Here is a 22,545-nt window from a genome sequence, read left to right on the forward strand (position 1 = left end):
TGATCAGGACGCGATACGGTTCACATGGCCCATTTTGCGCCCCGGTTTGACGTCAGCCTTGCCATAAAGATGTAAGGCTGCGCCGCTTTCCCGTGCAATTTCTGCGACGCGGTCCATATCATCGCCGATCAGGTTTTCCATGACCACATCCGAATGGCGCGTCCCGTCGCCCAAAGGCCAGCCTGCGATGGCGCGGATATGCTGCTCAAACTGGTCGATGGCGCAGCCGTTTTGCGTCCAATGCCCTGAATTATGCACCCGTGGCGCGATTTCATTCACGATCAGACCTTGGGGCGTCACAAAAAGCTCAACCCCCAGCACGCCAACATAATCGAGGGCGTTCAATATCTTGGCCGCCATCAACACCGCGTCTGTGCGCTGTGCTGCGCTAAGGGATGCAGGGACGGTTGTCGTGTGCAGAATGCCGTCTTTGTGGATGTTTTCGCCGGGGTCGAAACAGGCCACATCACCATTGACGCTGCGCGCGGCGATGACTGAGACTTCGCGACTGAAGGTTACAAACCCTTCGAGCACGGCAGGTTGATCCGCCATCGCCGCCAGTGCTGCGGATTGATCCTCGGGCGTGTTCAGCTTGGCCTGTCCTTTACCATCATAGCCGAAGCGGCATGTTTTGAGGATTGAGGGGGTGCCGATCTGATGGACCGCCTTTTGCAGGCTTTCGGCATCATGCACGGGTGCAAAGGGTGCTACCTGCAGGCCCAGACCCTCAAGATATGCCTTTTCGATCAGGCGGTCCTGACTGACGCGCAAGGCTTCGCGCCCCGGTCTTATCGGGGTGATGGCCTCGATCGTATCCAGCGCTTCGGTCGGGATGTTCTCGAACTCATATGTGACCACATCGACCGAGCGGGCAAATGCGATCAACGCCTCAGTGTCACTGTAAGCTGCCGTTGTGAGCCGGTGGGCAGTGTGGCTGGCGGGGGGCTCAGAACCGGGCTCAAAGATATGCGTCTTGAGGCCAAGACGGGACGCCGCCACGGCCAGCATCCGGCCCAGCTGCCCACCACCAAGGATTCCGATGGTGGATCCGGTCTTCAAGGGTTCATTCATCAACAGGTTCCTCAGGGATGGAGGCAGAAAGTGCAGCGCGCCATGCGTCCAGACGCGCCGCGAGCTCAGCATCATGCAATGCAAGGATTCCAGCGGCCATCAGCCCTGCGTTCTTGGCACCGGCGGCGCCGATGGCCATGGTCGCGACCGGATAGCCGCGCGGCATTTGCAGGATCGAATAGAGCGAATCAACACCGGAAAGGGCCTGTGTCTGCACGGGGACACCGATGACCGGCACGCGTGTTTTTGACGCCATCATGCCCGGCAAATGGGCCGCACCACCGGCACCGGCGATGATCACCTGCAACCCCCGGTCCACAGCGTTCACGCCATAGTCCCACAGTCGATCCGGTGTGCGATGGGCCGAAACGATACGTTTTTCATACGCAACGCCGAGATCATCCAGCACCAGTGCGGCCTCACGCAGGGTCGGCCAATCCGACTGGCTGCCCATAATTATTCCGACAGAGGGAAGTGTCATGTGAAAGGGCCCCTTGCGCCTGATATTGCTAGATCCGGACTATAATCAAACGGATGGGGTGCGCAATGCACCGGGCGCGCCTCAGGCGATGATATCCGGGGTCAGACGGTCTTCGATCCGCGCGATGATATCTTTCAACAGCAGCTTGCGCTTTTTCAGACGTTGCAGGGTCAGCTGATCCGCAGTTGCCTGCTCAGCAAGCGCATGAATTGCATCGTCTAGATCGCGGTGCTCACGGCGAAAAACGGCAAGCTCCACCCGCAGGACTTCATCCGTTTTCATCGACAGATCGGTGGGCGCGTTCATAGGGCTGTGATTCCGTTAATTGTCTGATTTCACATTAAGCGATAACCCTTTGAGCGCATAGCCCTTGCTTTGCGCGGCAAGCCTTCCCATATTCATTATTGTCGGTCGCCTTAAAGGGGCCGGCGCTGACTGTCGCTTAATCCTAAAAGGACGTGTCGCATGACAAAAATGACGCTGGCTTCATACCCACATATGTTGGGATTTGAACAACTGGAACGTTTGCTGGAACGCACTGCGAAATCAGGCAACGAAGGGTATCCGCCGTTTAACATCGAACAGACGTCGGAGTTTTCATACCGCATCACATTGGCCGTTGCCGGTTTTTCCGAGAACGATCTGTCGATCACCGTTGAGGACCGCCAGTTGGTCATCCGGGGGCGGCAGACAGATGACAGCGAAGGGCGTGTGTTCTTGCACAGAGGCATTGCCGCACGGCAATTTCAACGCAGCTTTGTGCTGGCGGAAGGTGTGGATGTAGGGGAGGCCGTGATGGAAAACGGTCTGCTTCATCTGGACCTCAGCCGCGAAAAAACACCAACCGTCGTTCAGACCATCAACATCAAAAAGGGGTAAGACCATGCAGGAGCCGTTTGAAACATCAACACGGGACAACCGTATCGTTTACGTCAAAGCAGTTGATGTCAGCGATCTGCCGACCGAAGTGCAGGGCAAGATCGAAGGACTTGAACAGCTTTATGCGGTTCATGACAGTGACGGGCAGCAATTGGCGCTTGTCGCGGACAGAAAACTGGCCTTTGTGCTCGCGCGCCAGAATGATTATGCGCCGGTGCCTGTGCACTAACGCACGGCGATGGACCTTGTTTAAAAGCCGCGGACATTTCCGCGGCTTTTTCTTTTTCCACCTTACCGCGCAGGCAGCAGAATTGGTAACCCGCCCTTTGGCTTCGGAATAGGCATTCTGTGCCATTCGGGCGGACCGCCGGGCAGTTCTATTTTGCGTTGACGCAAAAGTGTGGCGATGAACAGCTTGACCTGCATTGTAGCAAAATGCATGCCGATGCACTTGTGTGCGCCCCCACCAAAGGGCGTCCAGGCAAAGCGATGGATGCGGTCCTCCGCCCGGTCTGGTGCAAAGCGGTCGGGGTCAAACTGGGTCGGGTTTGTAAACAGCTCTGGTGAGAGCATTGTGACGCCGGGGTTCAGCGCAAGAGAGGTCCCGGCCGGGATATCATAGCCTTGCCAGTGAAAATCCTGTGTGGCCATGCGGGGAATAAACGGGACCGGCGGCACCAGACGCAGGGCTTCGCGGAATACCTTGTCCGTCTCTTTCATCTGACCCAGCGCATCCTCGTTCAGCTCTGCATCCCCCAGGGCGTTCACCTCATCGATCAGGCGCTGTTGCCACTCGCCATGCGTCCCGAGGGCGGCCATGATCACCGTCAGAGACGTTGCCGTGGTATCATGTGCGGCCATGATCAACAGATTGAAATGATTCAGAATTTCGTCTTCGCTCCAGCCTTTACCGTCTTCGTCCGTGGCCATGCACATTTGCGAAAAGAAATCATCGCCCCCGTTTTTGCGCCTCTCTGGGATCAGTTTGCGAAAGGTTTCGCGCAGAAAATCACGCCCGCGCACACCATGCCACATCGGCGTAAACGGGATCGGAGCCCGGATCGGTGTGACCGAGGCGCGGATTTCGTCGGTGATCGCACGGTTGATCTGTTTGGCCAGATCACCGTCCAGCGGCAGACCCATGAATACCGCCCCCCCCATGCGCAGCGTCAGGTCTTTGATGGCCTCGTAAAAGTCGAAAGGGGCGTCCTTGGGCCAGTGCTGCAGCAGATCAAGCATGATCGCCCCCATCCGAACGCGGTAATCGCGAATGGCCGAGGCGCGAAAGGCAGCGGTCAGAATCCGGCGGTCCTGTCGGTGCTTGTCAAAGTCCTGAAGGATAAGCCCACCGGGATAGATGCGCCGTAACGCGTCCCACCCGCCCGCAGAGGAAAAGATCTTTTCCTTGTCGAGCAGCACATGTTCCAATGCGTCTGGTCCGCATAGGTTTACCCGCCACACGCCCAGCATTTTGGTTTTGTAAACAGAGCCATAACGCTTGATGTATTCTTGCTGCGTGCCATAGCTGTCCTTGGCGATTTTCAGCGTGTGGCCGATCAGGGGGGGCGTTGGGGGGCCGGGAATATGGGACAGGGCGGCTCGGGTTGGCATGATGGACCTCGCTTGAAACGGTGTAAGTGACCGGGCCACAAAAGCGGCATATCAAGCGTTATCCATAAGGCAGGTGAGTGTGCCCTTAATCCACCGTACGCACGCAACACCCCAGAGGGCTGCTGCATGTGCACTTTGGTGGCGCCAAAGCCTATTCGGCAGCGGCGACTTTTTCGTCGGTGCGCGCGACAGTTTCGTTTTCAGCGAGGAACTTTTCCGCTTCAAGCGCCGCCATACACCCCATCCCGGCTGAGGTGACAGCCTGGCGGTAAATATGGTCCGTCAAATCGCCCGCTGCAAAGACGCCGGGAATTGACGTCTCGGTGCTGTCCGGTTTGGTCACGACATAGCCGCCCATATGCGTTTCAAGCACGTCCTTTACCAGTTCGTTGGCAGGGGCATGTCCGATGGCCACAAAAACACCCTTTGCAGGGATTTCCGTGATTTCCGACGTTTTGGTGTTCCGAACGCGCACCGCTTCGACGCCGAGCGGGTTTTCCGTGCCGACGACTTCATCCAGTTCATGGAACCACAGGGGTTCGATCTTGGGGTTTTTCATCAACCGGTCAATCAGTATCTTTTCAGCCCGCAATTCATCCCGGCGGTGGACCAGCGTCACCTTGGAGGCGAAGTTTGTCAAAAACAGCGCTTCTTCCACGGCGGTATTGCCCCCGCCGATGACGACAATCTCTTGGCCACGGTAGAAAAAACCATCGCAGGTCGCACAAGCGGAAACGCCAAATCCTTTGAATTTTTCCTCTGACGGCAACCCGAGCCATTTCGCCCGTGCACCGGTCGCCAGAATGACAGCGTCAGCGATATAGGTCGTCCCGCTGTCGCCCTTTGCGACAAACGGGCGCTGCTCAAGGTTCAGGTCGGTAATGATGTCGCCGATGATCTCGGTGCCCACGGCCTTTGCGTGATCCTGCATGCGGATCATCAGGTCCGGCCCCTGAACTTCGCTGTCGCCGGGCCAGTTTTCGACTTCGGTGGTTGTGGTCAACTGTCCGCCCGGTTCAATGCCCTGCACCAGAATGGGTTCCAGCATCGCGCGGCTGGCATAAACGCCAGCGGTATATCCGGCAGGTCCGGACCCGATGATTAGAACGCGTGTGTGGCGTGTTTCGCCCATAAGAATCCCCGATCTCACTCATTGCAGCGGTTTTGGATATATAGATGCATCAGGGTGTCTTAAACCCCTCATCTGCCCGCATCCTGTGCAAAACACGCGCGGTTACTCAGATGTGAAGGAAAGAATCTTGCGCAACTGTGAAATATTATTGCGCATGCTGCATCGGTGATATAACAAACGCAAAAAAGAGGGAGCATGAATGCCAATGCGTTTGGATCAGATAGATCGTAAAATTCTTGCAGAATTGCAAGCTGACGGACGCATGACGAATGTGGAACTGGCAAAGCGTGTCGGCATTTCGGCACCCCCTTGTCTGCGTCGCGTCCGCACATTGGAAGAAGCCGGTTACATCAAGGGCTATCATGCCGATGTTGATGCGCGCGAACTGGGCTTCGAGGTGCAGGTTTTTGCGATGGTCGGTCTGGCCAGTCAGGCAGAATCGGACCTGACGGCTTTCGAGGACCGCTGCCGCGCCTGGCCGCTTGTGCGCGAGTGCCACATGCTCAACGGTGAGGTGGATTTCATCCTGAAATGCGCAGCCCCGGATTTATCCAGTTTTCAGCGTTTTTTGACCGGTGACCTCTTGACGACGCATAATGTGGCGAGCGTCAAAACTTCGCTTGTGATCCGGGTGGCCAAAGATGACCCGGGTGTATCTTTTGACGTCCTTGAGGAACGTCTGGCCGAAACAGCCTGATAGGCGCGCCGTTCAGTTCGACACGCGTGGGTATCGGCGTGATCCAAAAGCACTCAGATGTTCGACATGCGGAAACAGCGACAGATAGGCATCACGCAGCGTTTGTGAAAAATGCGCAACCGGGTCGGTGCCCGGGTGAAAGCTCTCGATTTGCAGGCCACTTGCGATCACGGCCCCATGATTTCGCAGTCCGATATGAAACAGGCGGATAGTTGAGGGGGGCATTGTCTCGATCACATTCACGCCGTCGAGAAACCTGTTTACGGGCGACATGAGTTGTTGAGGTGATGCTGTGTTGCGCAGGTCCGGCGGTGTTTGCAACACGCGCGCCGCCGGCCCAAGGCAGACAGAGTTTTCCGGGCGGTTCATACCGAAACTATCCGCCATGATACGGGTGAGACGCAGTCGTGCACCACTGTCTCGGGGCGCAAAGAGGGTGGAGCCGATCCAGGTGACCTGCTCAAATGTGCCTTCTGCCGTTTTCAGCACATCGCCGGGGCGCAGATCTTCGATCGCGATATATTGCTGTTTTGACTGCAAGAGTGTGCCCTGTGCGAAAGCTGCAAACACCCGATCAAATTCTGGCAACGTCGGGACGCGGCGCTGCCTTGCAACAACACGACCGTCGTCAGCCAGTGCCGCAACGTCAGCGATGCGAACGCCGAAATCGGGCCTGATTTTAGCTGATGGCGCGGGGTGATGCGCACAATCCCGGCTGACGGCTACCGCAGGCGGCACGAAAGGCGACAGTTTCATAGGGTAACCCTTGCGTTTGGTCACACCCCGTGTCGGCCCCCACCGACGAGCACGGAAAGGACAGTTACAGTTCTTTCCCGTTCAGGAGCTTTCAGCATCGCACATGCCAGCGGTCCGGTCAAAAAATCGCTGGGATTGTTCACCGACGTAGTATTAACAGGTCTGCTTCTGCGGTTTGTTTCACCAACCTCGAACCTGCGGCCGCAATTTTGCATTGAATGGGGACGCGCTTTCTTCGGAGCGCACTGATCAAAGACTGTGACGCGCTAGAGGCGAATCGCAGCGATCAGGCGCCCGTAGTCAGCCTCTTTGGCATGCGTGGACCGGCGGTAGGAATAGAAACGCTCAGGGTCGGCGTAGGTGCAATGTCTGGTCCACTCTGCATGGCCGACGCCTGCTTCTCGCAGGCGGTGCAGTCCAAAGCCGGGCAGGTCAAATTGCATCCGGTCCTCGGCGCCACCGGCAAAAAACCGGGCGTACTGCTGATCCTCGCACATGAATGCATCAAAGAATTCCGGCCCAACTTCGTAGGCGGGTTGGGAAATGCTTGGGCCGATAATGGCAACGATATTGTCGCGCCGTGCCCCTTGTTCAATCATCGCATCAATGGTTGCTTCCAAAATGCCTTCCAAAGCGCCGCGCCAGCCCGCATGCGCTGCTGCAATCACGCCTGCGTCCTTGTCGGCGAAAAGGACGGGCTGACAATCCGCTGTCAGAACTGAAATCGCGATGCCGGGTGTTGAAGTCACCAGCGCGTCGGCGCGGGTCGTGCCCTGATGAGGCTGGTCAATGGTTGCCGCCTCAGCTGAATGGACCTGGTGGACACCGATCAGGCAATCGGGCGGAACCGATAGTGCATCTGACACCCTCTTGCGGTTGATCGCTACGATTTCCGACTGGTCGGAACTGCCATACCCACAATTCAGCCCGGCAAAGACACCCGAAGACGCCCCCCCACGACGCGTAAAGAAGCCGTGTTGTATTGGGAAGAGGCTATCGGCTGTCAGTATTTCAAGGGTCATATTTCCAATCCCGCGGGGGGTGCCTTTCCATGCGGAAAGAGACCGAGCACTTTGAACAGGTTTCCCATTTCCGCCGGGTGCGTCAAGCGGCGATGTGCCTGAATGTGGATTTCGAGCTGCTCTTTGGACAGGTTTTGCGCAAGGTGCTGCGCGCGTTGTGCAATGCCCAGACGTTCCAGAAACACACCTTGCGGTGTCAGCCGCGAATAGGCGCAAGGGGCCGCCTGCGCGAGGGCTTCAAAATCTACATGCGCGGTCAGATCGCCTTCGCCCGGGTGATCCAGAATGCCTGTGAACTGATGGCGACGCACGGCTTGCAGCGTATCGCCGAGGCTGTGCCAATCGCCGTAGTCTATGATCAGACCCACGCCCCCGTCGGCTTCGATGCGGCCACCCAACTGCGAAAGAATGGGTGCGGCGGCGGGAGTGTATTCGACAACGTCGTTGTCTTTTGTGTCTGACAGGCGGTCATTCAATGCGGGTTGAGGTGTTTCTGCGCCCAGCCCAAATATGAGTTCGTCGCCATCGCTCCCGATCTGACGCTCGCGCCAATGCGCGCCTGACCTTACAAACTGGCGGACGGGCAGGGCGTCAAAGAACTCATTGGCAATCACGAACAAGGGCTGTTGCGGTAGCGTGGATACTTCAGTCACAAATGCAATGTCATGGTCTTTGAGGGTATCGCACTGGATAGACTGCAGCCTTGGTGATGCTTCGACAAGGATGATTTCCGCGGCGTGCAAAAAGGCCGGAACCTGAGAGGCTGCGCGTAAAACATCAGCCATCAGTGTTCCGCGTCCGGGCCCAAGTTCCACGAGGGAAAAAGGCGTCGGCTGACCCTGATCTATCCATGTCTGCACAAGACAAAGGCCGATCAACTCACCAAACATCTGGCTGATTTCAGGGGCAGTGGTGAAATCACCTGCGCTGCCAAAGGGCATCTGGCTCGTGTAGTATCCAAGCGTGGGGTGGAGCAGGCACTCGCCCATGTACTCTGCAACCGACATCGGCCCATGCGCGGTGATCCGCGCGATAAGTTGGTCCTTAAGGGTCACGGGCGTCGCTTGGCTTGAGCCACAAGCCAAAGCCCGAGAATGATCATCGGAACGGACAGACATTGCCCCATGGTGAGCCCCCAGCCGTCGATTTGCCACGCAAGACCGAGCGGATTACCGGCGGATATGAATTGGGCATCGGGTTGTCGGAAGAATTCCACGAGAAAGCGCGAAACCCCGTATCCGGCAAAGAAGACACCTGCAACGCGGCCCGGTGTTTTCAACGCGTCCTGTCGCCAGACGATCCAGATCAGCAAAGCGCTCAGTATCAGACCTTCAAGCCCGGCCTCGTAAAGCTGTGACGGGTGGCGTGCGCATATTCCCTCAATGCCGGGGCAATCCTGTGCTGCCGCGCCGGGAAAAGCAACGCCCCAAGGCATATCTGTTGGTCGGCCCCAAAGCTCGGCGTTTATGAAATTGGCCAATCGTCCCAGCAGCAGTCCCGGCGGCACACCAAGCGCCATGATATCTGCAGCACTGAGCCGTGCGATCCTGTGCCGCCATGTGTAGATGAAGCCCGCGACAACGACACCCAGCAGCCCCCCATGGAAAGCCATGCCCCCCTGCCAGACGGCCAGAATTTCGGACGGGTTCTGCAAGTAGTAGCCGGGCTGATAGAAGAATACATATCCCAGCCGGCCCCCAAGGATCACGCCCAGAATGACCCATGTGAGCAGGTCTTCTATTTGGGCGGCTGTCATTGCGGGTTGCTCATTGCGCCATAGATCGGGTTGTTTGACGGCGCGCACCACCAGCCGCCAGCCTAAAACGATGCCGACGATGTAGGCCAATGCATACCAGCGCAGTGCGAGTTCGAACCCGAAGACTGAGATCGAAAATATCTCTGGTGAAATATCTGGAAAAGGAATGGTGGCGCGCATGTCGCATGCATGCCCTTGCGACTTGTAGGAAGTCAACCTTGCAGAGCAGGGTCGGCGGGTCCATATAAAGGGTAAGCAAAGCGGAGAAAACAGATGCAGACGCGCAATAAGATTTTTGATGATATCTCGCAGTTGATGACAAATGCGATGGGGGTGGCCCAAGGCGCGCGCGATGAGGCGGAAACCGCGGTGAAGGGCATGATGGATCGCTGGCTTGCGGATCGCGATTTTGTGACCCGTGAGGAGTTCGATGCAGTGCGCGCGATGGCGCAAAAGGCGCGTGAAGAGAACGAAGCGCTCAAAGCGCGCCTCGATTCGCTTGAAGCCAAAAGCTGATCCAAAGGCGGCGCTGACGCGCCATTCCATCTTTTATTTGGCGCGATGTGCCAAGGAACGGGCCTGAAACCGGCGCAGTGTGTTAACAGTCGGTTGACGCACCCGGTCGTCCGTCGGCATTTGTTAACAGACGCCAAGAAATTGGGCCCAAATTCAAAGTATCCACAAGTTATTGTAGGTTACCCCAAGAATAGGGGTTGCCAGAGCCGCATTCGCACCGCACCATATCTGGTATGGACGCGGGGGCTCGCCCCGCTCTGTAGAGCAGGCACCTAGCCTTGGGGGCTATTTGAGACCTCCTTCGCTAGAGCGATAAAAAGAGGTAACACCATGGCCTTGTCCGAGCAGTATCTTGAAGACGACATTCACCCCATCGACATAGTTGAACATCTGGCTGCCCATCACGATTGGGATTTCGACCGGATTTCTGATGAGCAAATCGCCATGGCCGTCGAGGGCCAGTGGCGCACGTATTCGCTGACCCTTGCGTGGTCGGCCTATGACGAAACGCTGCGGATGGTGTGTACCTTTGATATGGAGCCACCGGAAGAAAAGCACGCAGCACTTTATGAATTGCTGAACAATGTAAATGATCAGTGCTGGGCGGGGGCGTTCACCTATTGGGATGAGCAGAAGCTGATGGTGTATCGCTACGGTCTGGTGCTTGCAGGCGGTAACGTCGCCAGTACAGAACAGATAGATACGATGATCAGCGCTGCCGTCATGAGTGCGGAGCGTTACTATCCTGCGATGCAATTGCTGGTTTGGGGAAACCAAAGCCCGAAGCAGGCGCTTGAGGTCGCCATTGCAGAGGCTTACGGACGCGCGTAAAACACACCTCGGGACAAGATACTTCCGGGGGAGATCACATCATGCATGACAGTCGGGTTGCCACCGAGGGCCTTGTGCTCTTGGGCTGTGGTAAGATGGGGTCGGCGATGCTGGCCGGGTGGCTGGAGGCCGGATTGCCCGCAAATTCCGTCTGGGTGGTGGATCCTAACCCCTCTGACTGGTTGTCGGGAACTGGCGTAGACCTCAGCGGGACACTGCCGGAGGCGCCCGCCTTCGTTCTGGTTGCCGTCAAGCCGCAGATGATGGCGCAGGCGTTGCCGCTTTTAAAGCGCATGGGAAATGGCGATACGCTTTTTATCAGCGTTGCTGCGGGCATAACACTGACTGCTTTTGAAAAGATTTTGGGTGAGCAGACGCCGATCGTGCGCGCCATGCCGAACACACCGGCGGCCATATCGCGGGGCATTACCGCAATCGTGGGCAACGATGCTGCGAGCGCGCAGCATCTGGGTGAGGCTGAGGCCCTGTTGCAGGCTGTGGGCGAGGTCGTGCATTTGCCGGATGAGGGCCAGATTGACGCCGTAACAGGTGTCAGCGGCTCGGGCCCGGCATATGTATTTCACATGATCGAAACATTGGCGCAGGCCGGGCAGGCGCAGGGGCTGGACGCTGAAACGGCCATGCGGCTGGCCAAGGCGACGGTCGCCGGGGCAGGTGCGCTGGCGATGGCCTCCGAAGAGACACCGGAACAGCTGCGGATCAATGTGACGTCACCGAACGGGACCACACAGGCCGCGTTGGAAGTCTTGATGGATGAAAGCACCGGTTTCCCATCCCTCATGGCGCGCGCAGTCAAAGCAGCGGCAGACAGATCGCGAGAGCTTGCCAATGAGTGAGATTGCTTTCGACGATTTCATGAAGGTGGATATCCGTACTGGTGTCGTTGTGCGCGCAGAACCGTTTCCCGAGGCCCGCAAGCCCGCCATCAAGATGTGGATCGATTTCGGGCCTGACATTGGTGAGAAAAAAACATCTGCACAGATCACCGTTCATTACACACCCGAAAGCCTTGTCGGGAAAAGGGTTATGGCAGTGGTGAACTTTCCGCCGCGCCAGATCGGGCCATTTATATCCGAAGTACTTGTTTTGGGTGTGCCGGATGAACAGGGTGCGGTTGTTCTGATCAGCCCCGACCAAGACGTACCAACTGGAGGACGGATGCATTGACCAGAATTTATATGGCGAGACCACTGCCGAAACGTGTTCAGGAGGCCGCGCGCGCTCAATTTGATGTGACCGTCCGCGAGATCACCACCCCGCTGACGGGTGAGGAAATGCGCATGGCGCTTTCTGAGTTCGATGGCGTTGTGCCAACGCTTGGCGACATGTTCACCGCTGAGGTCTTTGCGGATGTGCCCAAGCCAAGGTGTCAGGTGCTGGCGAATTTTGGCGTCGGGTACAATCACATCGACGTCGCGGCGGCAAAGGCGGCCGGGATCGCCGTGAGCAACACGCCCGGTGCGGTCACGGATGCCACTGCAGACACGGCCATGTGCCTGATGCTGATGAGTGCGCGCCGTGCCGGTGAAGGTGAGCGGCTGTTGCGCGCGGGACAGTGGGAAGGTTGGCATCCGACGCAGCTGTTGGGGATGCATCTTGGTGGCAGAACGGTCGGGATCGTCGGCATGGGACGGATCGGACAGGCAATTGCACGCCGCTGCAGCCATGGCTTCGGGATGCGGGTTGCCTATCACAGCCGGTCGCCAAAAGAGCTTGATTTCGAGGCTGAGTGCAAGGGCAGTCTGCTGGAGCTTGCCGCGCGCGTCGACGTGTTGGTGATTGCCGTGCCCGGCGGGGCAGAGACCCATCACCTGATCAACGCCGAGGTGCTGTCCGCGATGCAACCTCATGCGCATCTCGTGAACATCGCGCGTGGCAATGTCGTCGAGGAATCAGCGTTGATTGCAGCGCTGCAGGCGGGGCAGATCGCGGGTGCGGGCCTTGATGTCTATGAATTCGAGCCCGAAGTGCCCAAGGCCCTGATCGCCATGGAAAACGTCGCCCTCTTGCCGCATCTCGGTACCGCAGCGTTGGAGGTGCGGGAAGACATGGGGATGATGAGTGTTGATAACCTCAAGGCGTTTTTTGCAGGCACCCCGTTGCCGAACGCGGTTTAGCGGTCGCCGACAGCTTCGCGCCAATGGCGGCGGCACAGTGATACATATGTCTCGTTGCCGCCGACCTGTATTTGTGCGCCATCGCGCAGAACGGTCCCGTTTTCGTCCTTGCGGATGACCATGCTGGCTTTCTTGCCGCAATGACAAATGGTGCGCACCTCGCGCATTTCATCTGCCAGCGCCAGCAGTGTTGCGGACCCTGGAAACAGTTTGCCGCGAAAATCCACCCGCAGCCCAAAGCACATGACGGGCACGCCCAGATCATCCACCGCGCGCGCCAGTTGCCACACCTGTTCTGCGCTGAGAAATTGCGCCTCATCCACAAACACGCACGCAACCGGGCCTTCTTTCAGCCGGTTTGCGATTTTGGAGAAAAGGTTCTCTCCTGTCGTGAACGTGTCCGCTGGCTCACCGATTCCAATGCGCGAGGCAATACGACCGTCGCCTGCCCGGTCATCCACTTGTGCGGTGATCAGGAATGGCACCATGCCGCGCTCTTTGTAGTTATGCGCGGCCTGTAACAGAACGGTCGATTTTCCGGCGTTCATTGTGGAGTAGTTGAAGTAAAGCTTGGCCATGCGGTTTGATAGGCTTTGCAGGTTTGCGCTGCAATAGACCAAAGCAGCCCTAAAAGGGCCAATGTGCTGCTGTCAGCAGATGCTGACCCACCGTTTCCCTGACGGTGGTACACATTCGGCCTCACCAAAACCGGCGTTGGGGGCGCCGGCTACTCATCATCCCCCGAACAGTTGGGAGTGCTTTTATAAATGACATTTCCCAAACATCTGATTAATGGGTAAAAACCGTTTGGTGTTCCCCGTTGGGGCAGGAAGATACCGAAACCGATAAGGAGCCTTAAATGACAGCTGTCGGCAGATACCTAAAGAAACATACTGAAGCGCTGGTCAAAGATGTCGGCGTCGAACAGGCCTGCATCGTCACGGGTAAATCAAAGGCGACCCTTGGGCGGTATTATTCCGACCACGACGAACACGCAGATCGGTTCATGCCGATCGAGGCTGTCGCGCTTTTGGAAAAGGCTGCAAGCTATCCGCATGTAACAGGGGCCTTGGCCGAATTGTCAGGATCGTCGCTGCAATATGACGAGCGGCGCCCCAATCAGGAACGTCCGGGCGGTGTGAATGCGGATGTGATTGCCCTCAGCCAACGGTTTGCAATGTTGATGGGCGAATACCAGCAATCCATGGAAGATGGGAAAATCACGGTCAATGAAGCGAAACGCCTTCTGAAAGAAACCACGATGCTGCAACAGGTTCTGATAGACATGAAGCTGCATCTGGAAAACGATCACGGCGGGGCGTGAACGCAGACGAAAACCGCGTTAAATGTGACGCTTGAGCAGGACAGACCCGACCGAGTATCCGGCCCCGAAAGAACAGATCAGCCCCAGGTCACCCGCCTGTAAGTCATCCGAGTATTTTGAGAATGCGATGATGGAGCCTGCCGATGAGGTATTGGCATAGTCTTGCAGGATATTCGGCTGCTCTGCCGGTTGTGGGGTGCGTCCGAGCACCTTGCGCCCGATGAAGTCATTCATGGTCTTGTTGGCCTGATGTAGCCAAAGGCGTTTCAGATCTGCTGCGACCACGTTCTCGGATGTCAGATGCGCACTGATGTGTTCAGACACCATCGGCAGCACTTCCTTGAATACTTTGCGCCCGTTTTGCATGAATTGCATGTCGCGCCGGTCTGCCATTCCCGCAGGGCGGGACCGGCGCAGATAACCGTTGTTATTGCGAATGTTGTTTGAGAATTCCGTCGCGCAGCGTGTTGACTTTACTTCGAAATATCCAGCTGTCGCGTCATCTGCCCGTTCGATCAGTGTGGCGGTGGCCACATCGCCAAAGATGAAGTGGCAGTCGCGGTCCCGCCATTCCAGATGCGCTGAGCAGATTTCAGGATTGATCACCAGCGCGCGACGCACGCTGCCCGACCGGATCATATCGGCCGCTGTCTGGATGCCGAAGGTTGCCGACGAACAGGCCACATTCATGTCAAAGGCAAAACCGCCCGCGCCCAGAAGGCTTTGAATTTCGACGGCAATTGCGGGGTATGCGCGTTCCATATTGGAAGCCGCGCAAATAACGAGATCAACCCCGCCAGCGTCCTTGCCCGCCTGCAAGAGCGCTTTGTGCGCCGCATCAACGCCCATTTCCGCCATCAGCGAGGGTTCGTCATCACGGCGTTGCCGCAGCAGCGGGTGCATGATCGAAGGGTCAAGAATACCTTCTTTGTCAATGACATAGCGCTGTTTGATGCCGGATGCCTTGACGATAAAGTCTTCGGATGAATGCTCCTTGGCGGGCACCTCGCCCGCAGCAATCGCAGCCGCATTTTCCGCGTTATAGAGGTCCGCATGGGCATTAAAGGCCACGACCAGTTCCGCGTTGGTTATGACATTTTCAGGCGTAAAAACACCGGTTCCGGTTATGGCTGGTCTGTGCATTTGGTCCTCCGACGCGTCCCCAAGTGAGACCGGATATATTCACCTGGGTCAAGCATACCGACATGAGAAGACGCAGCGTTGGTGCGATACGGTGGGGGCTTTCGCGCCTATTGGCCGGTCGGGACGGAGTAGACCACAAAGCCGTCTTGCCGGAAAACCTCAGTTGCGCCCGTATTCAGGGCGAATTCATCCAATGTGCTCAGGTTTACGGGACATCCGACCAGAACGGCGGTATGATCAAGGTAATCAATCGTTTCAGCGGATTCACCCAACCGGCGGCAAGGATCACCGTCAGATGGATATCCTGAGCCAAAAAAGGGCAGGGTTGTTTCGGATGGCGCCGAAGGCTGTATCAAGGGCGCGCACGCGCAGACCAACGCTGTGGCGATCAGGCAAATATAAATGCGCATTCAAAACCTCGAAATTTGTGACGACCTGTTTGCGCTCAGATCATCATCTAACGCACGATGGCGCAAGTATTTAAAACACGAGATCGTGCAAAGCCATGTCAGATCTTCGCACCGGCTGTGCGGACAAACCCAAGAATTTCTTTCGTCAGCATCCCCGTGCCGGTCGCAATCTGCATCAGGTCAAAGGCGCAGCCCGTGTTTGTTTCGATTACCAAAGCGCCATCTGGCGTCAGGGAAAGTTCTGTGGACCCATAGCGGTTGGCACTGTGCCGCACGCAATGAAAAGTCACATAATCAAAGGTTTAGGTGGCGATTTTGGTCACCATAGAAGTGCGATTTATCACCCTTGCAGTGCTTTGACGCCCACATCCCCATCGGCCTGCGCGCGGATGGCGAGGGCTGCTGCATAGCTGCCAGCCGCCGTCGTGAAATACGGTATCTTGTCATAGAGCGCGATTGACCGGATCGACTTGCTGTCGTCCACGGCTTGTGCGCCTTCGGTCGAGTTCATGACCAGATGGATCGCCTCATCCTTCATCATATCGGTTACGTCGGGGCGACCCTCATAGACCTTGTTGACGATGCCGCAGGCCATATCGTGTTCGTTCAGCCATTTTGCGGTCCCACGGGTGGCGACCAGCGTGAAGCCCTGCTCGAGCAAAATCCGTGCAGCGCTCAGCATGTCGTCTGTCTTGTCCGCATCCTTGATCGAGATAAACGCACAGCCATCCGAGGGCAGCGGATTGCCAGCGCCCATCTGCGCCTTGAGGAAGGCCCGGGGGAAATCACGATCCCAACCCATCACCTCACCGGTGGAACGCATCTCCGGTCCCAGAATGGTGTCCACGCCGGGGAAACGCGCAAAGGGCAACACAGCCTCCTTGACCGAGAACCACGGCATGTTCGGGTCGGCCAGCGTCATGGGATCACCCAGCGGCAAGACGTCTTCGTAGGCCGCATCTGCGTCATAGGCGGGGCGCAGCGGGAAATTGCTGAGCGGCTCGCCAGCCATGATGCGCGCGGCGATCGAGGCGATGGCCGAATCCGTGGCTTTGGCGACAAAGGGCACCGTGCGCGAGGCACGGGGGTTGACCTCAATCAGGTAAATCTCGCCGTCTTTGACCGCGAATTGGATATTCATCAGTCCGACCACATTGAGCGCTTTGGCCAGGGCGTACGTCTGCTCTTTGACCTGCTCAATGATTTCGGATTTTAGCGAATAGGGCGGCAGCGAACAGGCACTGTCGCCGGAATGCACGCCCGCCTCTTCGATGTGCTGCATCACGCCGGCCACGTGCACGTCCGTGCCATCACTCAGCGCATCAACGTCAAGCTCAACCGCGCCTGTGAGGTAACTGTCGAGCAGCACGGGGCTGTCGCCCGAGACCACGACCGCCTCGGAAATGTAGCGCTCAAGACTGGCCTGATCACGCACGATTTCCATCGCGCGACCGCCCAGCACATAGGACGGGCGGATGACCAGTGGAAAGCCGATTTCCTGCGCAATCTCCAAGGCTTCAGCATCAGAGTGGGCGATGCCGTTTTTCGGCTGTTTGAGACCCAGACCCTGCACCAGCTGCTGGAAACGTTCGCGGTCTTCGGCCAGATCGATGGCGTCCGGGGTCGTTCCGAGAATCGGAATACCGGCTTCTTCCAACGCATTGGCGAGCTTGAGCGGGGTTTGGCCGCCAAACTGCACAATCACACCGTGCAACGTGCCGTTTTCTTGCTCAACCCGCATGATTTCCATCACATGCTCAAAGGTCAGCGGCTCAAAATACAGCCGGTCAGAAGTGTCATAATCTGTCGAGACCGTCTCGGGATTGCAGTTGATCATGATCGTCTCATAGCCCGCTTCGGTGAGGGCATAGCAGGCATGACAACAGCAATAGTCGAATTCGATCCCTTGGCCGATCCGGTTCGGGCCGCCGCCAAGGATGACAACTTTTTTGCGATTGGTCGGGCGGGCCTCGCATTCGGCTTCGCCAAAGACGGGTGCCTCATAGGTCGAGTACATGTAAGGTGTTTGCGCTTCGAATTCAGCGGCGCAGGTATCAATGCGCTTGAAGACTGCAACCACACCGTGGTCCAGGCGGGTGCGTCGGATGTCCGTTTCGTCGCGGTCTGTCAACTCGCCAAGGCGCGCATCGGTAAAGCCCAGCATCTTGAGATGGCGCAGCGCTTTTTCGCTCGCAGGAAGCCCTTGTGCGCGCAGGTCTTTTTCTGTCTCGATGATCTCGCGAATGCGCGCAAGGAACCACGGGTCGAACATGGTCACATCATGGATGTCCTCATCAGACAGCCCGTGGCGCATAGCCTGTGCGATTGTGCGCAACCGTTGTGGGGTCTGCTGGCTTATGGCCTTGACGATTGCGGCACGATTGGCCCCTTCGTCGACCCAATGACTGACACCAACACCGGGAATGTCTATCTCGTTGAAGCCTGTCAGGTCCTCTTCCATCGAGGCCAGCGCTTTTTGCATGCTCTCGTGAATGGTGCGCCCGATGGACATCGCCTCGCCGACGCTTTTCATGGCCGTGGTCAGGTTCGGGGTGCTGCCGGGGAATTTCTCAAAAGCGAATTTGGGGATTTTGGTGACGACGTAATCAATTGACGGCTCAAAACTGGCAGGCGTCACCTTGGTGATGTCGTTGTCCAACTCATCCAGCGTGTAGCCGACCGCGAGCTTGGCGGCAATTTTGGCAATCGGAAAACCTGTCGCCTTTGACGCCAAAGCAGACGAACGGGACACGCGGGGGTTCATTTCGATCACGACCATCCGGCCATCCGCAGGGTTGACCGCCCACTGCACGTTCGACCCACCCGTCTCGACCCCGATCTCGCGCAGGACCGCAATCGAGTGGTTGCGCATGATCTGGTATTCTTTGTCCGTCAACGTGAGGGCAGGGGCAACGGTGATACTGTCGCCGGTGTGCACACCCATCGGGTCCACATTCTCGATGGAACAGACGATGATGGCGTTGTCGGCAGTGTCGCGCACCACCTCCATCTCGAACTCTTTCCAGCCCAAAAGGCTTTCGTCCACAAGGATTTGGCCGACGGGTGATGCATCCATGCCCGAACGGCAGATTGCTTCATAGTCGTCGCGGTTATACGCCACGCCGCCGCCTGTGCCGCCCATCGTAAAGGCGGGGCGGATGATCGCGGGCAGGCCGACCTCTTCAAGGATTTCAAGTGCCAGACGCACGCCTTCCGCCAGATCTTTCTTGCCTTTGGCATCCTTTGGGGCGGTCACGATCGCGGCTTTGGGGTTTTCGATACCCAGCCGGTCCATCGCCTCGCGGAACAGCTTGCGGTCTTCTGCCATTTCGATGGCTTCGCGTTTCGCCCCGATCATCTCGACGTTGAACTTGTCCAAAACGCCCATTTCTTCGAGCGCCAGTGACGTGTTCAATCCCGTTTGCCCGCCCATGGTGGGCAGCAGCGCATCGGGACGCTCTTTTTCGATGATTTTGGCGACCATTTCGGGGGTGATCGGTTCGATGTAGGTGGCGTCCGCCAGTTCGGGGTCGGTCATGATCGTCGCGGGGTTGGAATTCACGAGGATGACGCGGTAGCCTTCTTCTTTCAGCGCCTTGCAGGCTTGCGCACCTGAATAGTCGAATTCACAGGCTTGACCGATCACGATAGGGCCGGCACCGATTATCATGATGGAGTTGATGTCGGTTCTTTTCGGCATGATCGGGCCCCCAGTTTCAAGAACGCCGTGTGCGTTCAAATTGTTCTGCGTTATAGGCAAGCCGGGCTGCGGTGCAAGGGGGAAAGGCGTTTGCGGATCAGCCGACGAAAAAGCTGCGCACGGCCGCTTCGAATTCACGCGGTTTGTCGGCATGCAACCAGTGGCCCGCACCCCGCAGTTTTGCAAACTTTGCACGCGGAAAAAGTGTTTTGATTAAAGTACGGTGCTGTGGCTGCACATACTCCGACGTTGCCCCGCTCAGGAAAAGGGTCGGGCTCTCGAAAGGACCATCAAGCTGCGGGAAAGACATGATCTTATCCATATCGATTTCCAGCGTCTCCAGATTGAGCCGCCATCTTTTTTCGGCCAGATCAAGCGACTGCGTGAAAAAACTGCATAGCGCCGGTTCAACCCCAAGCTCTGCCAATTGCGCCTCTGCATCCGATCGGCGCGCCACCTTTGTCAGATCGACCGCTTTCATGGCGTGAATAAACGGCAGTTGACTGTGCGTGTAAGCGACTGGCGCGATGTCGGCGATGATCATGCGGCTCACAATGTCCGGACGCGTCAGCGCCAGCGTCATTACCGCTTTACCACCCATTGAGTGACCGACCAGCTGCATGGGACCGCCCAGATTATCGATTGTTTCGGCAAGATCCGCGGCCATTTCGGGATAGCTGTGCGTATCCGTGTGCGGGCTGAAGCCGTGGTTGCGCAGATCAACCGTATAAACACGAAAACTGTCCGAAAGCCGTTTGGCGATCACACCCCAGTTGCGCGCAGAGCCGTAAAGGCCATGGACAATCATCACGGCGGGGGCGGTTGCTGCGCCAAATTCGTTCACGTTCAACATGGCCAAGGGCTAGCGGATTTTGTTGCGCTCTGCCAGAACCATTCCCTGTAAGATACCCCGACAGAGAGGCGAGTGATGCAGGAAGCCGAGCAAATTGCAGAAAAGGTCAAAGCGCTGCGTGATCTTTTTCGGGTACACATGGGTATCAGAGCGCCGACCTTGGCAAGAGCTGCGCATCGGGCCCGGCGACAATTACCGCAAAGCCTGCGCGCCAAGGCCAAAATGCTGGCCGAAGCCGAGACCATGGCACTTAACCCGAAACTGGCACGGCGGCTCGACATGGGGGCGTTGGACAGCGCTTATGTGGAACTTGCCGACCATTTGGAGGCCATTGATCTTGCGGACAAACGGTGGGGTCGTCTGTTGAATATGCTTGCGGGTATCGTGCTGAACCTGCTGATCTTTGGTGGATTGGCTTTGTTGTTCCTGTGGTGGCAAGGTCTTGTGTGACGACACGGCGCATCGCACGGGTTGGCTGTCAGGCGGTGGCACAACTTGCTTTTTGAATTCGGTATCACTGAAAAGACCGTGCAAAATCTTGCGCCCGCCCCACAGGGATCAATGCAATACGCCCATGTATCTAAAAGTCACTGGGCGCGCGCGCAGCAAGGACACCGCGTCGTCGCGCAAAGGGCTGCTTTCATCACCTTGTGAATCTTAAAGCATACCAAGACAGAGAAACCAATTTACAAAACTAGTTTTATAGTTATGATGTGTGCATGGATATAAACGAATCTGTCGCCACCGCTCTTGCGGCCTTGGGCCATGCCACACGTCTTTCGGTGTTTCGACTGCTCGTGCGCGCCGGTGATGAGGGTCTGAACGTCGGCGAAATCGGCCATCATCTGAACATGGCGCCGTCAACTCTGGCGCATCATCTGAAGGCCTTGGTGGATGCGGGACTGGTCAGGCAAGAACGACAGGGACGCCAGATTGTGAACAGCGTAAAATACGATGCCATGCACCAGATCGTGTCTTTCCTGACATCGGAATGCTGCATCGGTGTCAAACTCACCCGGGAGGATGCTGCATGAAAATAGGCAGCATTTTTCAAACCCAAAAGAAACGATAAATCTAAGGATATCGCTATGACTGAACTTGCGCTGAGTGTTCGATCCTGGGCAGCTGATTTGGTTCACAGATTGTGGGGTGAAGAAAGAGTTTGGTTGGTTTCTGCCAGCCTTCTCGCTGTTTTGTTTCTGATTGCGCCGGAACAGGGCGCGACCAGCGCCGCCTTTGCGGCTCAAAACCTCATCAATGTGGCGCCGTTCCTTGTTTTGTCTATTGGGATTGCCGCTTATGCAGGCGCGACCGGGGCGGACGGTCTGATTGCCCGTGCGTTCACCGGGTCACCGCTTGTCATGATCGTCATTGCCGCACTTGCCGGTGGCCTATCCCCTTTTTGTTCCTGCGGTGTCATCCCGCTGATCGCGGCGCTCTTGGCGATGGGCGTGCCACTTGCGGCGGTAATGGCATTCTGGCTGGCGTCTCCGGTAATGGACCCTTCGATGTTTGTGCTGACAACGGGCGTTATTGGGCTTGAGTTCGCGATTGCCAAAACGATGGCTGCCGTGGGCTTGGGTATCGCGGGCGGGGCTGTAGTTATCATCATGAGCAAGGCAGGCGGGCTGACAAATCCCCTGCGCGAGGGGGTCGGGAATGGCGGATGCTGCGGCTCTTCGGTGCGCGCACCAAAAGACGTGGTCTGGAAATTCTGGCATGACGACGAACGGACGTCGAAGTTCTGGCGGGAGGGGATAAAGACCACCCTGTTCCTTGCCAAATGGCTGACACTTGCGTTTTTACTGGAGAGCCTGATGCTGGCGTGGCTTCCTGCGGATCTTGTTGCGCAGACGCTCGGCGGCTCCGGACTTGCGCCCATCGCGGTTGCGACAGTGGTTGGTGTACCGGCCTATCTCAACGGTTATGCAGCGCTCCCCCTCGTGGGCGGTCTGATTGAGCAGGGTATGGCGCCGGGGGCAGGGCTTGCCTTTCTGGTGGCGGGTGGGGTGACATCGTTACCGGCGGCCATTGCCGTCTGGGCATTGGTCAAGCGGCGTGTCTTCTTCCTTTATGTCGGGATCGCGCTGACCGGGTCCTTTGTCGCGGGATTGCTCTTTCATATATGGACATCGTTTTAAGGGTCCGGGCGCATCGGCGGCGCAAGGGCATGCTGCGCTGAACGCCAAAGGCAGCACGAAACAACTCAGAGCAGCCTGTTCCTG

Annotated in this window: 27 protein-coding genes; 12 read left to right on the plus strand and 15 right to left on the minus strand. The window is 57.2% G+C overall.

The window, feature by feature from the left end; all coding sequences use genetic code 11:
- Positions 1-3 precede the first annotated feature (3 nt).
- From K5Q35_RS14645 to K5Q35_RS14655, 3 genes are all read right to left on the minus strand, one after another.
- Positions 4-1,071, minus strand: a complete 1,068-nt coding sequence (locus K5Q35_RS14645; RefSeq protein WP_220800085.1) for a 5-(carboxyamino)imidazole ribonucleotide synthase — start codon at positions 1,069-1,071, stop codon at positions 4-6.
- Positions 1,064-1,552, minus strand: a complete 489-nt coding sequence (gene purE / locus K5Q35_RS14650) for a 5-(carboxyamino)imidazole ribonucleotide mutase (protein ID WP_013962591.1) — start codon at positions 1,550-1,552, stop codon at positions 1,064-1,066. Before purE ends, K5Q35_RS14645 begins: the two co-directional genes overlap by 8 nt.
- An 81-nt stretch (positions 1,553-1,633) precedes the next feature.
- Positions 1,634-1,858, minus strand: a complete 225-nt coding sequence (locus K5Q35_RS14655; RefSeq protein WP_013962590.1) for a YdcH family protein — start codon at positions 1,856-1,858, stop codon at positions 1,634-1,636.
- Between the two features lie 159 nt (positions 1,859-2,017).
- Between K5Q35_RS14655 and K5Q35_RS14660 the strand changes: the two genes are divergently transcribed.
- Positions 2,018-2,431, plus strand: a complete 414-nt coding sequence (locus K5Q35_RS14660; RefSeq protein ID WP_013962589.1) for an Hsp20 family protein — start codon at positions 2,018-2,020, stop codon at positions 2,429-2,431.
- A 4-nt stretch (positions 2,432-2,435) separates the two neighbouring features.
- Positions 2,436-2,660, plus strand: a complete 225-nt coding sequence (locus K5Q35_RS14665) for a DUF1150 family protein (RefSeq protein ID WP_013962588.1) — start codon at positions 2,436-2,438, stop codon at positions 2,658-2,660.
- A gap of 62 nt (positions 2,661-2,722) precedes the next feature.
- On the opposite strand, the gene K5Q35_RS14670 is transcribed toward K5Q35_RS14665, so the two are convergent.
- Both K5Q35_RS14670 and trxB read right to left on the minus strand, forming a co-directional pair.
- Entirely contained in the window at positions 2,723-4,042 is a 1,320-nt protein-coding gene (locus K5Q35_RS14670) for a cytochrome P450 (protein ID WP_220800086.1), read from the minus strand.
- 151 nt (positions 4,043-4,193) lie between these two features.
- Positions 4,194-5,174, minus strand: a complete 981-nt coding sequence (gene trxB / locus K5Q35_RS14675; protein ID WP_013962586.1) for a thioredoxin-disulfide reductase — start codon at positions 5,172-5,174, stop codon at positions 4,194-4,196.
- A 199-nt stretch (positions 5,175-5,373) separates the two neighbouring features.
- On the opposite strand from trxB, the gene K5Q35_RS14680 reads away from it, so the two are divergent.
- The gene (locus tag K5Q35_RS14680; RefSeq protein WP_220800087.1) at positions 5,374-5,871 is read left to right on the plus strand and encodes an Lrp/AsnC family transcriptional regulator; all 498 of its coding nucleotides are present in this window, start codon (positions 5,374-5,376) and stop codon (positions 5,869-5,871) included.
- A 12-nt stretch (positions 5,872-5,883) separates the two neighbouring features.
- Here the strand turns inward: K5Q35_RS14680 and K5Q35_RS14685 are convergent, their stop codons facing one another.
- The 4 genes from K5Q35_RS14685 to lgt form a co-directional block, all read right to left on the minus strand.
- Complete coding sequence (locus tag K5Q35_RS14685; protein WP_220800088.1) at positions 5,884-6,627, minus strand: Hint domain-containing protein; 744 nt, start codon at positions 6,625-6,627, stop codon at positions 5,884-5,886.
- 266 nt (positions 6,628-6,893) lie between these two features.
- Positions 6,894-7,649 (minus strand): peptidoglycan editing factor PgeF, encoded by a 756-nt coding sequence (gene pgeF, locus K5Q35_RS14690; protein ID WP_220800089.1) that lies wholly within the window; start codon positions 7,647-7,649, stop codon positions 6,894-6,896.
- Positions 7,646-8,704 (minus strand): class I SAM-dependent methyltransferase, encoded by a 1,059-nt coding sequence (locus tag K5Q35_RS14695; RefSeq protein WP_220800090.1) that lies wholly within the window; start codon positions 8,702-8,704, stop codon positions 7,646-7,648. Before K5Q35_RS14695 ends, pgeF begins: the two co-directional genes overlap by 4 nt.
- Positions 8,701-9,585 carry a prolipoprotein diacylglyceryl transferase gene (lgt, locus tag K5Q35_RS14700; RefSeq protein ID WP_220800091.1) on the minus strand — a complete coding sequence of 295 codons (885 nt, stop codon included), beginning with the start codon at positions 9,583-9,585 and terminating at the stop codon, positions 8,701-8,703. Before lgt ends, K5Q35_RS14695 begins: the two co-directional genes overlap by 4 nt.
- 93 nt (positions 9,586-9,678) lie before the next feature.
- On the opposite strand from lgt, the gene K5Q35_RS14705 reads away from it, so the two are divergent.
- The 5 genes from K5Q35_RS14705 to K5Q35_RS14725 all read left to right on the plus strand — a co-directional run bounded on the left by K5Q35_RS14705 (position 9,679) and on the right by K5Q35_RS14725 (position 12,890).
- Positions 9,679-9,921, plus strand: coding sequence for an accessory factor UbiK family protein (locus K5Q35_RS14705; RefSeq protein WP_013962580.1), 243 nt, complete (start codon positions 9,679-9,681; stop codon positions 9,919-9,921).
- Positions 9,922-10,251: 330 nt separating this feature from the next.
- Positions 10,252-10,752, plus strand: coding sequence for a YbjN domain-containing protein (locus K5Q35_RS14710; protein WP_013962579.1), 501 nt, complete (start codon positions 10,252-10,254; stop codon positions 10,750-10,752).
- 41 nt (positions 10,753-10,793) lie between these two features.
- Positions 10,794-11,609, plus strand: a complete 816-nt coding sequence (gene proC / locus K5Q35_RS14715; protein ID WP_220800092.1) for a pyrroline-5-carboxylate reductase — start codon at positions 10,794-10,796, stop codon at positions 11,607-11,609.
- Positions 11,602-11,940 carry a tRNA-binding protein gene (locus K5Q35_RS14720; RefSeq protein WP_220800093.1) on the plus strand — a complete coding sequence of 113 codons (339 nt, stop codon included), beginning with the start codon at positions 11,602-11,604 and terminating at the stop codon, positions 11,938-11,940. The genes proC and K5Q35_RS14720 overlap by 8 nt, the downstream gene beginning before the upstream one ends.
- 11 nt (positions 11,941-11,951) lie before the next feature.
- Entirely contained in the window at positions 11,952-12,890 is a 939-nt protein-coding gene (locus K5Q35_RS14725; RefSeq protein ID WP_220800094.1) for a D-glycerate dehydrogenase, read from the plus strand.
- Here K5Q35_RS14725 and K5Q35_RS14730 read toward each other — a convergent pair.
- Complete coding sequence (locus K5Q35_RS14730; protein WP_220800095.1) at positions 12,887-13,468, minus strand: thymidine kinase; 582 nt, start codon at positions 13,466-13,468, stop codon at positions 12,887-12,889. The two genes, K5Q35_RS14725 and K5Q35_RS14730, sit on opposite strands and share 4 nt — an antisense overlap.
- Positions 13,469-13,749: 281 nt before the next feature.
- On the opposite strand from K5Q35_RS14730, the gene K5Q35_RS14735 reads away from it, so the two are divergent.
- A complete protein-coding gene (locus K5Q35_RS14735; protein ID WP_013962574.1) occupies positions 13,750-14,214 on the plus strand; it encodes a hypothetical protein in 465 nt (154 codons plus the stop codon).
- Positions 14,215-14,232: 18 nt separating this feature from the next.
- On the opposite strand, the gene K5Q35_RS14740 is transcribed toward K5Q35_RS14735, so the two are convergent.
- The 5 genes from K5Q35_RS14740 to K5Q35_RS14760 all read right to left on the minus strand — a co-directional run bounded on the left by K5Q35_RS14740 (position 14,233) and on the right by K5Q35_RS14760 (position 20,320).
- Complete coding sequence (locus tag K5Q35_RS14740) at positions 14,233-15,357, minus strand: beta-ketoacyl-ACP synthase III (RefSeq protein ID WP_220800096.1); 1,125 nt, start codon at positions 15,355-15,357, stop codon at positions 14,233-14,235.
- A gap of 107 nt (positions 15,358-15,464) precedes the next feature.
- Positions 15,465-15,767: a hypothetical protein gene (locus K5Q35_RS14745; RefSeq protein WP_013962572.1), complete on the minus strand. Its 303-nt coding sequence runs from the start codon at positions 15,765-15,767 to the stop codon at positions 15,465-15,467.
- Between the two features lie 98 nt (positions 15,768-15,865).
- The gene (locus K5Q35_RS14750) at positions 15,866-16,042 is read right to left on the minus strand and encodes a hypothetical protein (protein WP_220800097.1); all 177 of its coding nucleotides are present in this window, start codon (positions 16,040-16,042) and stop codon (positions 15,866-15,868) included.
- 65 nt (positions 16,043-16,107) lie between these two features.
- Entirely contained in the window at positions 16,108-19,467 is a 3,360-nt protein-coding gene (carB, locus tag K5Q35_RS14755; RefSeq protein WP_220800098.1) for a carbamoyl-phosphate synthase large subunit, read from the minus strand.
- Positions 19,468-19,564: 97 nt separating this feature from the next.
- On the minus strand, positions 19,565-20,320 hold the full coding sequence (locus tag K5Q35_RS14760) for an alpha/beta fold hydrolase (protein WP_220800099.1): 756 nt from the start codon (positions 20,318-20,320) through the stop codon (positions 19,565-19,567).
- A gap of 75 nt (positions 20,321-20,395) precedes the next feature.
- Between K5Q35_RS14760 and K5Q35_RS14765 the strand changes: the two genes are divergently transcribed.
- The 3 genes from K5Q35_RS14765 (at position 20,396) to K5Q35_RS14775 (ending at position 22,461) form a co-directional block, all read left to right on the plus strand.
- Positions 20,396-20,770 carry a hypothetical protein gene (locus tag K5Q35_RS14765; RefSeq protein ID WP_013962568.1) on the plus strand — a complete coding sequence of 125 codons (375 nt, stop codon included), beginning with the start codon at positions 20,396-20,398 and terminating at the stop codon, positions 20,768-20,770.
- 269 nt (positions 20,771-21,039) lie between these two features.
- Entirely contained in the window at positions 21,040-21,354 is a 315-nt protein-coding gene (locus K5Q35_RS14770) for a helix-turn-helix transcriptional regulator (RefSeq protein ID WP_220800100.1), read from the plus strand.
- 54 nt (positions 21,355-21,408) lie between these two features.
- Positions 21,409-22,461, plus strand: coding sequence for a permease (locus tag K5Q35_RS14775; RefSeq protein ID WP_220800101.1), 1,053 nt, complete (start codon positions 21,409-21,411; stop codon positions 22,459-22,461).
- The last annotated feature ends 84 nt before the right edge of the window (positions 22,462-22,545 follow it).

This window comes from Roseobacter sp. OBYS 0001 (genome assembly GCF_019654895.1).
In the GTDB taxonomy this organism is placed as follows: Bacteria; Pseudomonadota; Alphaproteobacteria; order Rhodobacterales; family Rhodobacteraceae; genus Roseobacter; species Roseobacter litoralis.